This is a genomic window from Paenibacillus bovis, assembly GCF_001421015.2.
In the GTDB taxonomy this organism is placed as follows: domain Bacteria; phylum Bacillota; class Bacilli; order Paenibacillales; family Paenibacillaceae; genus Saccharibacillus; species Saccharibacillus bovis.
In genome coordinates this window covers 4,259,076-4,274,106 of the sequence record NZ_CP013023.1, presented here as the reverse complement: position 1 = coordinate 4,274,106, position 15,031 = coordinate 4,259,076, and the positions used below count along the sequence as shown (strand labels likewise).

General features: G+C 47.8%; 13 protein-coding genes. All 13 read left to right on the top strand.

All coding sequences use genetic code 11. The annotated features are described in order from the left end of the window. Nucleotides 1-162 precede the first annotated feature (162 nt). The 13 genes from floA (at nt 163) to dnaG (ending at nt 15,022) form a co-directional block, all read left to right on the top strand. The gene (floA, locus tag AR543_RS18240; RefSeq protein WP_060535834.1) at nt 163-1,167 is read left to right on the top strand and encodes a flotillin-like protein FloA; all 1,005 of its coding nucleotides are present in this window, start codon (nt 163-165) and stop codon (nt 1,165-1,167) included. A 15-nt stretch (nt 1,168-1,182) separates the two neighbouring features. Then, nucleotides 1,183-1,797 carry a hypothetical protein gene (locus tag AR543_RS18235; RefSeq protein ID WP_060535833.1) on the top strand — a complete coding sequence of 205 codons (615 nt, stop codon included), beginning with the start codon at nt 1,183-1,185 and terminating at the stop codon, nt 1,795-1,797. Nucleotides 1,798-2,017: 220 nt separating this feature from the next. Then, complete coding sequence (locus tag AR543_RS18230) at nt 2,018-2,989, top strand: PhoH family protein (protein ID WP_060535832.1); 972 nt, start codon at nt 2,018-2,020, stop codon at nt 2,987-2,989. A 65-nt stretch (nt 2,990-3,054) separates the two neighbouring features. Next, nucleotides 3,055-5,301, top strand: coding sequence for an HD family phosphohydrolase (locus tag AR543_RS18225; protein ID WP_060535831.1), 2,247 nt, complete (start codon nt 3,055-3,057; stop codon nt 5,299-5,301). Next, nucleotides 5,298-5,798: an rRNA maturation RNase YbeY gene (ybeY, locus tag AR543_RS18220; protein WP_060535830.1), complete on the top strand. Its 501-nt coding sequence runs from the start codon at nt 5,298-5,300 to the stop codon at nt 5,796-5,798. The genes AR543_RS18225 and ybeY overlap by 4 nt, the downstream gene beginning before the upstream one ends. After that, on the top strand, nt 5,798-6,166 hold the full coding sequence (locus tag AR543_RS18215; protein ID WP_060535829.1) for a diacylglycerol kinase: 369 nt from the start codon (nt 5,798-5,800) through the stop codon (nt 6,164-6,166). The genes ybeY and AR543_RS18215 overlap by 1 nt, the downstream gene beginning before the upstream one ends. Nucleotides 6,167-6,522: 356 nt before the next feature. Further along, complete coding sequence (gene cdd / locus AR543_RS18210) at nt 6,523-7,023, top strand: cytidine deaminase (RefSeq protein WP_335582717.1); 501 nt, start codon at nt 6,523-6,525, stop codon at nt 7,021-7,023. 84 nt (nt 7,024-7,107) lie between these two features. Next, the gene (era, locus tag AR543_RS18205) at nt 7,108-8,010 is read left to right on the top strand and encodes a GTPase Era (RefSeq protein WP_060535827.1); all 903 of its coding nucleotides are present in this window, start codon (nt 7,108-7,110) and stop codon (nt 8,008-8,010) included. Between the two features lie 197 nt (nt 8,011-8,207). Further along, on the top strand, nt 8,208-8,957 hold the full coding sequence (gene recO / locus AR543_RS18200) for a DNA repair protein RecO (protein WP_060535826.1): 750 nt from the start codon (nt 8,208-8,210) through the stop codon (nt 8,955-8,957). 610 nt (nt 8,958-9,567) lie between these two features. Next, nucleotides 9,568-10,446, top strand: a complete 879-nt coding sequence (glyQ, locus tag AR543_RS18195; RefSeq protein WP_060535825.1) for a glycine--tRNA ligase subunit alpha — start codon at nt 9,568-9,570, stop codon at nt 10,444-10,446. A 2-nt stretch (nt 10,447-10,448) separates the two neighbouring features. After that, complete coding sequence (gene glyS / locus AR543_RS18190; RefSeq protein ID WP_060535824.1) at nt 10,449-12,524, top strand: glycine--tRNA ligase subunit beta; 2,076 nt, start codon at nt 10,449-10,451, stop codon at nt 12,522-12,524. 140 nt (nt 12,525-12,664) lie between these two features. After that, nucleotides 12,665-13,147 carry a YaiI/YqxD family protein gene (locus AR543_RS18185; protein WP_060535823.1) on the top strand — a complete coding sequence of 161 codons (483 nt, stop codon included), beginning with the start codon at nt 12,665-12,667 and terminating at the stop codon, nt 13,145-13,147. A gap of 42 nt (nt 13,148-13,189) precedes the next feature. Further along, the gene (gene dnaG, locus AR543_RS18180) at nt 13,190-15,022 is read left to right on the top strand and encodes a DNA primase (RefSeq protein ID WP_060535822.1); all 1,833 of its coding nucleotides are present in this window, start codon (nt 13,190-13,192) and stop codon (nt 15,020-15,022) included. Nucleotides 15,023-15,031 lie beyond the last annotated feature (9 nt).

The following is a 15,031-nucleotide window of genomic DNA, read 5'->3' as shown; positions in this document are numbered from 1 at the left end:
ACCTGCTTTAGGGCTGGATATTTTACGGTATCGCATTTGTACAGTGAACTAATGTATGGATGGAAGGCTGGTTATAGGCGCCGGATAATAGCTGCCCAACTGCTGGAATCGTCTATCAGACGATATGTTTTACCAAATTCCAAATGGAGTGTGATACAGCCAATGAGTCCAAGTATTTTGAGTTTCCTGTTAATTGCTGTTGTAGTCGTTGTTGTACTCAGTGTATTTTTCAGTTTCTTCCCTGTCGCGCTGTGGATTTCCGCGGTCGCTTCCGGCGTACGAGTCAGTATTATTACGCTTGTAGCCATGCGTCTGCGCCGCGTTGTACCTTCGCGGATCGTCAATCCGCAGATCAAGGCACACAAAGCCGGTCTTGGACTGAATTTGAACCAGCTCGAAAGTCATTATCTGGCTGGTGGTAATGTAGACCGTGTTGTTAACTCCCTAATCGCTGCGCAGCGTGCCAATATTCCACTGGAATTTGAACGTGCGGCTGCGATTGACCTGGCAGGTCGTGATGTACTTCAGGCTGTACAGATGAGTGTTAACCCCAAAGTGATCGAGACACCTGTAGTAGCAGCCGTAGCCAAAGACGGTATCGAAGTCCGTGTCAAAGCCCGTGTAACGGTACGTGCCAATATCGACCGTCTCGTCGGTGGTGCCGGTGAAGAAACTATTATTGCCCGTGTAGGTGAAGGTATTGTTACAACTGTAGGTTCCAGCAATTCACATAAACAGGTACTGGAAAATCCGGATCTGATCTCGCGTACCGTTTTGCAAAAAGGTCTGGATGCCGGTACTGCTTTTGAAATTCTGTCTATTGATATTGCGGACGTAGATGTAGGTAAAAATATCGGTGCGATGCTGCAGACCGAGCAGGCGGAAGCCGACAAGCGTATTGCGCAGGCCAAAGCCGAGGAAAGACGCGCTATGGCAGTTGCACAGGAACAGGAGATGAAGGCTCGCGTCGTCGAGATGAGAGCACGTGTGGTCGAGTCCGAATCCGATGTACCACTGGCTATGGCTGAAGCTCTGCGTAAGGGTCAGATGGGTGTAATGGATTATATGAATCTGAAAAACATCGAAGCGGATACCCAGATGAGAGGTTCTCTTGGCAAAGTAAACGATCCGAATCAGGGTGGTAATGATCAGCACCCCAATAAATAAGGATGTGTTGAATCAATGATGGACTGGATTTTTAGCAACATCTATATTGTGGTGATTATCGGCTTTGCTATTTTTACAGCAATCAGCAGTCGTTCAGGCAAAGGAAAAACATCAAGGCGCCCTCCTTCCATGCCTACTTTTGGTGGGAGCCCACTGACTGGAGAACGTTCGAATCGCGAAAGTTCGCCTCCTTTGCTGAATGACAATGGCAACAGCGCAGAAGAGGCCCAGCGTCGTTATCACGAAGCCCAGCGGCAGTATGATAATGGCAGTGATAACTCGTATGAGCAGGATGAGAACTGGGGCGAACCCGATCGCCGTTACTCTGATGAACCCGAGCGCAGCTTGAGCCGGGAAGGTATGGGTACCGAAGGGTTATCCAGCCGTCAGGAAGCACTAAATAAACGTCTGGATAGTCTGGAATCCAATCTGAATCAGCGTACTCACGGTATGTCTTCGGGCGGAGCAGATTTGAGCAGCAGCGAGGTGCAGTCCGAGTCTGCAGCAGCCAGCGATCGACAGGTCTACGCTGAGCAGCTGCGCCAGGGAGTGATCTGGGCAGAGATTCTGGGACCGCCGCGTTCACGGCAATCCCAGGTCCGCAGCCGTCCGGTCAATCGTAACTCCTGAGAATCCTGATTTTGACGGGACTTCCCGTAATGAATTTCCTTTTATGAACCGGTCTCGTTGAGGCCGGTTTGTTCTTTACACCTGCTTCAAACAGGAAGATAAGGGTGAATAATAAAACCATATGCCTTCAAAAAATTTTGCATGAGCACGGATACAATGGTAAAGTTTATGAGAAGGCAGCATATACACCAATTCTATATATTGAGGAGATTGAGGCTATTTGTCAGAGCAAACGCAAAGCGTCAGAATACCCTTGCAAAATACAGAAGAAGGCTTGTCGTTGTTCGGTCCACAGGATAGTTTTCTGAAAATCATCGAACGCGAAATGGAAGCCAATATCGGCAGCAGAGAAGCTGATATTGTGATTCAAGGTCCTGTTCCGATTGTAGACAAGGTGCAGCAGTTATTTGAAGTACTGCTGGAACTGATCCGTAAAGGATATGTTCTTACCGAACGGGATATTTTATATGCTATTGAGCTTGCGAAGGATATGCGGGCAGACCAGCTGCTCGACTTATATAAAGGGGAAATTACCCAGACGTTCCGTGGCAAACCGATCCGTGTCAAAACGATTGGTCAAAAGCATTATGTATCCACGATTCAAAAACGGGATATCGTCTTTGGGATTGGCCCCGCGGGAACAGGTAAAACCTACCTGGCTGTAGTGCTGGCCGTAGCCGCACTCAAGGAAGGCAAAGTAAAACGTATTGTATTGACCCGTCCGGCTGTTGAAGCAGGCGAGAGTCTGGGCTTCCTGCCGGGCGATCTGCAGGAAAAGGTAGACCCTTATCTGCGTCCATTGTATGATGCCCTGTATGACGTTATGGGACAGGAGCAGACTGCCAAGGCGCTGGAACGCGGCCTGATTGAAATCGCCCCGCTCGCTTATATGCGCGGACGCACGCTCGATGATTCGTTTATCATTCTGGATGAAGCGCAGAACACGACGCCGGAACAGATGAAAATGTTCCTGACGCGTCTTGGTTTTGGTTCCAAGATGGTAATTACGGGAGACGTAACCCAGATTGACCTGCCGCGCGGTAAAAAGTCGGGATTGGTAGAAGCCCGTCTTGTTCTGGACGGTATCAAAGAGATTGGGTTTGTTACATTTGGCGAGCAGGATGTGGTGCGCCACTCACTGGTACAGAAAATTATCGTCGCCTATGACAGAGCATCCGAAAATCTGGAATAGCAGGCGGTCAGTGGGTACGCAGCAGCCGCACATTTTGAATATTCAGAAGTGAGAGGACTGTATGTATGATTTCCAAGGAACCGTCCCAACGCAATTCGTTCTACTCCAGACTGGCAGGATGGAAAAGCAGCAGGGGAACCCGCTATATTTTATTTGTAGTACTGCTTGTACTTTTTTATGGGAGTCTGGCGCCCAATCTGGTTCCGCAGCGTTTTGATATTCAGGTCGGTGCGGTCAGCGAAAAAGATATTGTGGCTCCTATGCAGATTCCCAATAACAAAGCCACACTGCAGGCTCAGGAAACGGCAGCGGAAAAGGTCGAAGCGGTATATACCATTGTATCCATGCACAGGGATACGGTCATGTCACAGATGCTGGAACGAATTGAGTCGCTCAATCAGGACGATCAGATTTCCAGCTCGGACAAGGCACAGATCTATAGCCAGGAGATTCCGCAGCGCATTCGTAATTCGGTAGCCAATTTTATTCGTAATCACCGGGAATCCGGTAATTATTCGGCACAGCTGATGGACGAGATGCAGAAGACCATTTCCAATCAGACTTACAGCATCCCGGAAGAGACCTTTCTGAAGATTCCGCGCCTGTCCACAGAGGAAGTTCAGCAGATGAGCCAGGTGGCGACTTCTATTGTTTCCCGGCTGATGAGCGATCAGATTACAGATGCCCAGTCTGCCAGAGCCCGTGTAGCAGAGATGGTCAGTACCAGCTCCCTGAACAGCCGTACGGCGCGTGAAGTGTCGCAGGAGCTGATCCGTGCCACGCTGACAGCCAACAAGTTCTACGATGAGGAAGCGACCAAGGCAGCCAAAGTAGAAGCACGGGAAAATACGCCGGTTGTGTACGTGCAGCAGGGAGATATTATTGTACCTGCAGGTCAGGTTATTACCCAGGAAATGTACACGCTGCTGGATGAGAATAATCTGCTCAAAAATGAAGTGAATTACTGGCCTCAGTTAGGGCTGCTTTTGTTTGCTTTTTTGCTGGTATTAGGAATTTATGTGTTCTTCCGCCAAAATGCCCAAAGAGGTACGCCTTACAATAATTCGCAGCTGCTGATGCTCATCCTTATTTTTGCGATCAGTATTATAAGCTTTCATCTGGTTCGTATTTTGCAGACAGGCAACTTCCCGTATTTTGGCTATCTTGTGCCTGCAGCCCTTGGCGCGATGCTGATTACAGTACTGCTGGATATTCATCTGGCTTATGTATGTTCAGTGATATTGAGTATACTGGTCAGCGTGATTTTGAATATGCGGCAAAATGAAATATTCGATTATCAGTTTGGAATGTTTACTCTTGTTGTCTCGCTGACAGCTATTCATTGCATACACCGGGCGAGCCAGCGTTCGACGATTCTCAAGGCAGGCATTATGACCTGTCTGTTTGGAGCGTTAACGGTACTGGCGCTTGTATTATTGGATGATGAGAGCTGGACGCGCATGACCGTTATGTATGCACTTGGTTTCGCTTTTATTGGTGGTCTGTTAACGACAGTACTGGTACTTGGATTAATGCCTTTTTTCGAGACTACATTTGGTATTCTGTCAGCGCTCAAGCTGGTTGAATTGTCCAATCCGAATCATCCGCTGCTGCGCAAGCTGCTGATTGAGACTCCGGGTACTTATCATCATAGTGTAATGGTAGGCAATTTGTCCGAAGCCGCTGCAGAAGCTATTGGGGCTGATGGGCTGCTATGCCGTGTCGGTTCCTATTACCATGATATTGGCAAAACCAAGCGTCCGGGTTACTTTATCGAGAACCAGAATCATATGGAGAACCCCCATGACAGTATAGATCCAAAGCTGAGCAAGTCCATTATTATTGCTCATGCCCGTGATGGTGTAGAAATGCAAAAGGAATACAAACTGCCCAAGCCGATTCGAGATATCGCCGAGCAGCATCATGGTACTACATTTTTGCATTTCTTTTACCACAAAGCACTCAAGCTTGCAGAAGAGCATGGTGTAGAACCTGATTTCACCGAAGACGATTTCCGTTATCCGGGTCCCAAAGCACAGACCAAGGAAGCGGCTGTAGTCGGAATAGCCGATAGCGTGGAAGCAGCGGTGCGTTCCCTGAACAAGCCGACGGTGGAACAGGTCGAGACCATGATTGAGAAAATTATCAAAGGGCGTCTGGATGATCATCAGTTCAACGAATGTGATCTTACGATGAAAGAGCTGGATGTGATCGCCCAGACACTCAAAGAAGCAGTAATGGGGATTTTCCATTCCCGTATTGAATATCCGGAAGATATCAAGAAACCGGAGCTAAAGGAGAAAAAGGTATGAGTTTGCAGCTCGCTTGGGAGAATGAACAAACTGAATATGAAATTACCGGTGAGCTGATCTCGCTGCTGGAGCAGATTTTGCAAAAGGCAGGCGAGCAGGAAGCTGTCCAGGAAGGTGAAGTTGCTCTTACCTTTGTAGATGACGAGACGATTCATCAGCTTAACAAGGAATACCGGAATATCGATCGTCCGACCGATGTGCTGTCTTTTGCCATGCATGAGTCTCTGGATGATGAAATGGAAATCAATTATGGTACCGATCAGATAGCAGGCAGTGAACAGCTGCCCGGCGATATGCTTGGGGACATTATTATTTCGATTCCACGTGCGATAGCACAAAGCGAAGATTACGGACATTCGGTTGAGCGTGAGATCGGATTTTTGTTTGTACATGGATTTTTGCATTTGCTTGGATATGACCATCAGGATGATGCGAGTGAAGCGGAAATGATGGGCAAACAGGAAGCGGTACTAGAGCAGATTGGATTGACCCGCTAATGAAAAAGAGAACGTGGAGAGCTGTATTTTATTCTGCGATTGAAGGCGTGATTGCAACCTTCCGTACGGAACGCAATTTCCGTGTGCATGTGCTGGCAACATTGGCTATTATTGCAGCCGGTTGGTTTTTTCATGTCGATATTGGAGACTGGATGCTGTTGACACTTGCCATTGCGATGGTGCTTGGCGCGGAACTAATGAATACCGCTGTTGAGGCTGCTGTTGATTTATGCTCTCCCGACTGGCACCCATTTGCCAAAAAGGCGAAAGATGCTGCGGCAGGTGCAGTGCTGGTCGCTTCTCTTGCTGCTGCTGTGATCGGTGCAGCTGTTTTTATCGGACCGGTACGGAGCTGGCTGGGTTTTTGAGTTATCTGAATTAGTGATCCATTGTGTGTCATTCAATTGATAAGGAACCCTTTTCTGCGGCCTTTTGGGCTAACAGAGAAGGGTTCCTTTGATTGTGATGACCGATCAAGCTGACCGACAAAATCAATGACTGATATCCAAATGCAGTTCACTATGGGCGAATAGGCATAAATCGTGTAAAATAGATATATACGGCTGTATGATCAGCTTCGGTTCTCTGATCGGAGCGACAGCTGTTTTCAATATCGTAAATTACAGTCCATATTTAAAGGGACCTCTTCAATCATAGGCAGAACCATTTTTATTCAGGAATGCTGAGCGAATTATACTTGTCTGATCATAAATGAACGTTATAAATACGATGTGCGATAACTATACGACGCACCTATTTTACTAAAGCAAGTTGCAGACTACAGAATAACGGACATGAAGCTGAATCTTGGGAGGACCCTATGGAAGCATCACAATTACTACAAGAAGCGATTATTGCACGTGCCAAGGCTTATGTACCCTATTCCCATTTCTCGGTAGGAGCAGCCTTGCTGGATGCCAGTGGCCAGGTACATCATGGCTGCAATATCGAGAATGCAGGCTACTCGCCGAGCAACTGCGCAGAGCGTACAGCGCTATTCAGTGCCATTGCACAGGGACAGCGTCCGGGCACTTTCAAAATGCTTGCCGTCGTCGGAGAAACCGATGAGCCGATTGCTCCTTGCGGTGTATGCCGTCAGGTTATGGTCGAGCTGTGTCATCCCGATATGCCCGTGCTACTGGGCAATATGAAAGGTGATACCCGGATAACTACGATTTCGGAATTGCTTCCGCATGCATTTGGTCCATGGAATCTGGATCAGTAAATACGGGATTCACAAGAGTGGAATAAGATTAATTATTTTTAACAACCCCGGCGGATATCATACCGCTGATGAACGGAGTGTAATATGTCAAAAAAACAATTTAAATCAGGATTTGTCGCTATTGTAGGCCGTCCGAATGTAGGGAAATCCACCCTCATGAATCAGGTGATCGGTCAGAAAATTGCGATTATGTCTGACAAGCCACAGACGACACGGAACAAGATTCATGGTGTCTATACTACGGACGATATGCAGATTGTATTTCTGGATACACCGGGTGTACACAAGCGTCAATCCAAGCTGGGCGATTTTATGAACCAGACGGCATTGAATACACTTAATGAAGTGGAAGCAGCCCTGTTCCTGGTTGATGCAGCCGAAGGACTGGGCGGCGGTGATCGTTTCATTATCGAACAGCTCAAAAAAGTAAAAACACCGGTGTTCCTCGTTATCAACAAAATCGATCAGGTCGCTCCGGAACAGCTGCTGCCGATCATCGACAAGTATCGTTCTCTACATGAGTTTGCCGAGATTGTACCGATTTCTGCAAAGCTCGGTAACAATGTGAATACACTGCTGGAACAGCTGGGCAAATATTTGCCGCAAGGTCCGCAATATTATCCGGACGATCAGGTAACCGATCATCCCGAGCAATTTGTCTGCGCCGAGCTGATTCGTGAGAAGATTCTCCAGATGACGCGCGAAGAGATTCCGCATTCGATCGCGGTAACGATTGAAGACATGTATACGCAGGAAAATGGACTGGTTAATATCTCTGCGGTTATTTATGTGGAACGTGATTCTCAAAAAGGAATCATTATCGGCAAGCAGGGTGCTCTGCTCAAAGAAGTAGGCAAGCGCGCCCGCATGGATATCCAGAATCTGCTGGGATCCAAAACCTTCCTGGAATTATGGGTAAAAGTGAAGAAAGACTGGCGTAACCAGGACCGTGTCCTCAAGGACTTAGGATTCCACCGGGACGCTTAACAAAAAGGAACAGGGCATGGTATCCATGCTCTGTTCCTTTTGTAACCTGCTGCTTATCATAGCTGTCTATTTTGATATCGTTTGGGTATCCGGCAGGCGGTTATATATCTTTTAAATACTTTGATCCAGTCTATTCAAGTACTCTAACCAGCGGTAGACAAAGACGCTGGAATTTTATACAGATCAGGAGATGACGCATGCTATACAGAGTGCAAGGTATCGTCATCCGCAGCATGGATTACGGTGAGGGCAACAAAATCATGACTCTTTGCACGGAAGCACATGGTAAAGTCGCCGTATTCGTGCGTGGAGCCAAAAAAGCCAGAAGTCGCCACGGTGCGCTGGTACAGCCGTTTACGTATGGCGAATTTTCCTTTATCCGTAGTGGTACGGGGATGGGAACGCTGAATCAGGGAGAAGTGATTGAATCCAATCACAAGCTGCGTGAAGATATTACACTGGCTGCTTATAGTGCTTATGCCTGCGAACTGGTAGACAAAGCGCTGCTGGATAATGAAACCGGTCATTTCTGGTTCGACCAGCTCAAATCATATTTGTCCTTTCTCGGTGAAGGCCGTGATCCGGTTGTTCTGACTTCGCTGTTTGAGATGAAAGTGCTTCAGGCTGCCGGTTATGGACCTCAGGTTGATACTTGTATGTTCTCGGGAGAAACAGAGGGCAAATTCTGGATCAGTGCAGGCCTCGGAGGCATTCTGTCGGAAAAAGAACGTCGTCAGGACCCGGCGGCTGTACTTGTATCACCGGGTGTACTCAAGTTACTGCGGCTATTCAGCAGGCTGGATATTCGTCGTCTCGGCAATATCGATGTCAAGGAAGAGACCCGAGCCGAGCTGAAAAAGATTATGAATTCGTTTATGGAAGCTCAATTGGGACTCAAATTGAAGTCGCGCCGCTTTTTGGAGCAGCTGGAACGCTACGAAATCTAATTAAAAATAATGAGATATAAATAAAATGCGAATTTTGTGCAGGTATGTGCCAGAGAGACATGATAAATGCAATGTATAACGATCTGCCTATGTTTCATTTAGCCTATTTGACAAATATATCTGCTGTCAAAGCATACGATAATAGAGAGAATAGCCATGGTATCGAGCGAATTTTGCAGTGCTGCTGCAAAACGGCGTTGACGAACCACATTAATTCCGATATTATCTAACATAGAAATTGTGTCTTCTGAAGACACACATGATGCGTTGACCGGTATAGTAAATTGCTGATTACCGTCACTAGCGAGTCAGGGACCGTGGGAGCCTGACGACGACCAGCAGTTGAATGGCAGCCGTGAGCATATGAGCTGAATATGGAAAAGTGGATGACATGCAAATGTCTTCAAATAGGGTGGAACCGCGGGAAATGAACCTCTCGTCCCTATGTCTGTAACCAGGCGTAGGAACGGGAGTTTTTTGCGTGCGTTGCAGATACCTATTTCAGCGGGATCGCATGACCGATTGCTGGCTATCTGAACGGATCTACATGATACCATATGATCTATTTCTGTATCCGCAATCCCACTATGAACATAAAGGAGTAATGTCAATGAACTTCCAGCAAATGATTTTGACGCTGCAAAACTTCTGGGCTGAGCATAACTGTATTATCGTTCAGCCATATGATACGGAAAAAGGCGCGGGTACAATGAACCCGATGACATTCCTGCGCTCGATCGGTCCTGAACCATGGCGTGTCGCTTATGTGGAACCTTCCCGTCGTCCGTCTGATGGTCGTTATGGAGAAAACCCGAACCGTCTGTATCAGCATCATCAGTTCCAGGTAATCATTAAGCCTTCACCCGATAATATTCAGGAAATCTATCTGGATAGCCTCAAAGCACTCGGTATTGAGCCGCTGGATCATGATATTCGTTTTGTAGAAGATAACTGGGAGAACCCGTCCCTCGGCTGTGCCGGTCTGGGCTGGGAAGTATGGCTCGATGGTATGGAAATCACACAGTTCACTTATTTCCAGCAAGTAGGCGGTATTGAGACCAACCCGGTATCCGTTGAGATCACTTACGGTATGGAGCGCCTGGCTTCCTATATTCAGGAAAAAGAAAATGTATTTGATCTGGAGTGGGTAAATGGTATGACTTATGGCGATGTATTCCATCAGCCGGAAGTTGAGCATTCCACATATACATTTGAAGTATCCGATGTATCTATGCTGCTTAACCTGTTCAGCACCTACGAACAGGAAGCCAAGCGTGCAATGGATCAGCATCTGGTATTCCCGGCTTATGATTATGTACTGAAATGTTCGCATACATTCAACCTGCTTGATGCGCGCGGTGCAATCAGCGTGACCGAGCGAACCGGTTATATTACCCGTGTACGGAATCTGGCGCGTCAGGTAGCCGCCACGTATCTGGAAAATCGCGAGAAGCTTGGCTTCCCGATGCTCAAGAAAGGAGAGATGTAATCATGGCGAAGGACTTATTGCTTGAGATTGGTCTGGAAGAGGTACCTGCTCGTTTTCTACGTGCAGCGATGAACCAGCTTCGTGACAAAACAGTCAAATGGCTGGACGATTCCCGTCTGGCTCATGGAGAAGCCAAAGCATTTGCAACACCTCGCCGTCTGGCCGTATGGGTGAAGGATGTAGCCGAGAAGCAGGAAGATATCAATGAAGAAGTCAAAGGACCTTCCCGCAAAATTGCCCAGGACGAGAATGGCAACTGGAGCAAGGCTGCACTTGGATTCGCCCGCAGCCAGGGAGTCACTCCCGAAGAATTTACATTCCGTGAAATCGGCGGAGTAGAATATATCCATGCTCGCAAAAGCAGTATCGGTACAAGTACGGATGCAATCGTAGCTGAAGCGCTGCAAAATATTATCACATCTATGAATTTCCCGAAAAATATGCGCTGGGGTGCATATGATTTCCGCTTTGTTCGCCCGATCCGCTGGATGGTAGCATTATGGGGACATGATGTTATTGATTTTGAGATTACCGGCGTTCAGACAGGCCGTGTGACACGCGGACACCGTTTCCTTGGCACCGAGACCGAGATTGCCGAGCCTACCCTGTATATGGAAGCCCTGCGTGAACAGCATGTTATTGCAGACGTGGAAGAGCGTCAGGCGATGATCAGTGCACAGATTGCTCATCTGGCTGCAGAACAGAAATGGAATATCGATGTAAAAGAAGATCTGCTGGAAGAGGTATTGTTCCTGGTAGAGACACCGACAGTGCTGTATGGTACCTTCGATCCTGCTTTCCTGAATATTCCGCAGGACGTACTGATTACTTCGATGCGTGAGCATCAGCGCTACTTCCCGGTACTGGATAATGAAGGACAGTTGCTGCCTTATTTCGTAACCGTGCGTAACGGAGACAGCCGCTCTCTGGATGTTATCGCCAGAGGTAACGAGAAAGTACTGCGCGCCCGTTTGTCGGATGCGAAGTTCTTCTACGAAGAAGATCAGAAGATAAAGATCGAGGATGCGGTAGCCAAGCTGGATAATATCGTATTCCATGAAGAAATCGGAACACTGGGCGAGAAGGTTCGCCGTATCCGCCAGATTGCCGATCAATTGGGTGCTGCGCTGCAGGTACCTGCTGAGCAAGCTGTTAATATCAGCCGTGCTGCCGATATCAGCAAATTCGATCTGGTTACCCAGATGGTCTATGAATTCCCTGAGCTGCAGGGCGTTATGGGTGAAGATTATGCACGCAAAGCAGGCGAGAATGAAGAAGTGGCTCGTGCTGTTTTTGAACATTACCAGCCGCGCTTTGCCGGCGAAGCGGCTCCGGCCTCATTGACGGGTTCGCTGATCAGTATCGCAGACAAAATCGATACGATCGTAGCCTGCTTCTCCATCGGTATTATTCCGACCGGTTCGCAGGATCCTTATGCACTGCGTCGTCAGGCAGCAGGGATTGTTCAGATCTTGCTGGAGCGTGGATTGGCACTGACGCTGGAACAAATTTTTGATATTACACTGAATATTCATGAAAATTTAAGGAATATGAAACGTTCTTCCGATATAATACGTATAGAGTTAAATGAGTTCTTTGGACTGCGTGTCAAAAAGCTGCTGTCCGAGACACTCCGTTACGACGTAGTGGATGCTGTGATTTCTGCAGGATTCAGTCATATTGGCTCTGTGGTATCGCGTGGTAATGATCTGATGAAGGCAGTCACCGAAGTCCCTGACTTCAAGCTGATTATTGAGTCCTTTGAACGTGTATCCAATCTGGCTGCCAAATCAGCCGGTGCAGTAGTTAATCCGGCTCTGTTTAGCGAAGCGGGAGAGACCGAATTGTTTGCAGCATGGGAGACGGTAAGTACGCCGTACCACAATCTGCTTGCCGACAATCGCACAGGAGAAGCACTTAACCTGCTGGCTACACTTCGTCCAGCGATTACCAGCTTCTTTGACCATATTATGGTTATGGTAGACGATGCTGCTGTTCGCGAGAATCGTCTGGCTCTGCTGACGCTGATCGACCGCGATATCAAGCAGTATGCAGATTTCTCCAAACTGGTTAAATAATATATTATATACTAACAGATACACCTATACGGAACGACGATGAGAATTGATGTCGTTCCGTATTTTCGGCTTTGTAAACGAACGTATGATCCGTGAACCAGCCTGCTGTTTTCGTGGAATCTGGGAAAGGAGGCCATGCATTGCAATCGGAACCGCTACACCGTATTCCGACTATTGTGGTCGATGGCGATGCCTGTCCGGTCAAGGCAGAAATCGCAGAAACAGCGCGCTCTTTTGGAGTGCCTGTACTCATGGTATCTTCTTTTGATCACCGGATTCAGGCAGAGGATGGAGTACGGGTTGTTCAGGTAGACCGCAGCGATCAAAGTGCGGATCTGTATATTGTGAATCATGTTCATGCCGGCGATATTGTGATTACCCAGGATTACGGACTGGCTACAATCGCGCTGGCCAAGCAGTGCCGGATTCTGTCTTTCCGGGGCATGGAATTCCATGCGGATAATATTGAATTTCTGCTGGCTCGCCGGCATGCACAGGCCAAAGCAAGACGTCAGGGTAAGTATGGTAAAGGGCCTAAACCGCTTACATCGGACGATAAGAAAAATTTTCAGGCCGAACTGGTAAAACTTTTAACAAATTTGCAGGAATTTCATTCGCAGTAGCGAATATTATTTATCGTGTGAAAAGAGATGAAGGTGGTAACGATGAACACCGGATATAGCGGTGGTATTCCTGATGAAGTCATTGAAGCGGTACTTCAGCATAATGACATTGTTGACACGGTAGGCAAGTATGTTCATCTGACCAAACAGGGCAAGTACATGAAGGGACTCTGTCCGTTTCATTCGGAAAAGACTCCTTCGTTCACAGTCACACCGGAACGCCAGATTTTTTACTGTTATGGATGCGGCGCGGGAGGCAATGCCATCAAATTCAGAATGGAAATTGACGGCCTGACTTTCCCGGAAGCGGTCAGATTAATGGCAGAAGAATCACATGTCCCTTTTCAGGATGGAAAAGGAGCAGCAGCCACTCCGCAGAACAAGGAGTTGGAACGTCTGCTTCAGGCTCATGAATGGGCCGCCAAGCTGTTTCATTATCTTTTGAAAAATACAGAACACGGAAAAGCTGCAATGGAGTACTTGCGTGCCCGTGGATTTGGTGACAAGCTGATTGATCAGTTTCAGATTGGTTACGCACCGGATCGCTGGGATACGCTTGTGCAGTTTTTTGAAAAGCGTTCGTTTGATCTAAAGGAAATGGAAAAAGGGGGACTGCTGTCTCCCAGACAGAATGGTTCAGGGTATGTAGATCGCTTCCGCGGGCGGGTCATGTTCCCGATTATGAATCGCAGCGGAAGAGTAATTGCATTTGCAGGACGGATACTTGGTGAAGGTCAGCCCAAATACCTGAATTCACCGGAGAGCCGACTGTTCAATAAAAGTCGTACACTGTATAATCTGAACCTGGCCAAAGGACCGATCCGCAAGCAGGGACAGATTGTATTAATGGAAGGCTTTGGAGATGTGATTGCAGCATGGGATGCGGGGGTACAACATACTGTAGCGACAATGGGCACAGCATTGACCGAAAATCATGCTTCACTAATACGTACGCTCACCGAAGAGGTTGTGGTCTGTTATGACGGCGATAACGCCGGTCAGGCAGCCGCACTCAAAAGTATCCCTATTCTGGAAGGCGCAGGTCTGCATGTGAAAATCGCTGTTTTGCAAAACGGTCTGGACCCCGACGAGTATATCAAAACGTATGGTCAGGAACGTTTTGTAGATCAGATTATTCATGGTGCAGTATCTACAACCAAGTTCCGGCTGATTTACACCAAAAAGAATTACAACCTACTGGAAGAGGATGGCAAGGCTGCGTATGCGCAGGAAGCGATTAATGTGATAGCACATCTGACTTCGCCTACTGAGCGGGAAGTATACCTTAAAGAACTTTCTACCGAAGTGGGCGTATCTCTGGAGAGTCTGAAGCAGGACTGCAATCTGGCGCGTCAGACGCTGAATCGCAAGCAGCCACCATCCGGCCAGCAGGGGAATCGAAATGGCAATAATGGGAATGCAAGAGGCTCGCGCAAGCAGCCGACAGCTCCTACCCTGCTGCCGGCCTATCACGTGGCAGAACGACGATTGCTGTCGATCATGCTGCAGGATGGAGAGGCGGCCACACATGTGGCGCAGCAACTGGGAGATGCTTTTAATATCCCGGAACATGCCGCTCTGGCTGCGTACATCTATTCGTACTATGCACAGGGCAAAGCGCCTGATATCAGCCGGTTTATCGCATCACTGCATGATGACCGGCTGGAGAAGACCGCAACATCCATCTCCATGATGGATGCCCCGCTTGATGAGACGCTGCGGGGAATGGATGATTACATTCGTGAAATCAAAAAATTCCCGTTGCAAAAACAAATTGAGCAAAAAAGAGAAGACATGCTGCGTGCAGAGAAGTCAGGAGATTTCCTGCGTGCGGCTCAAATTGCAAGTGAGATTATCACCCTGGAAAGACAATAAATGTTCCGA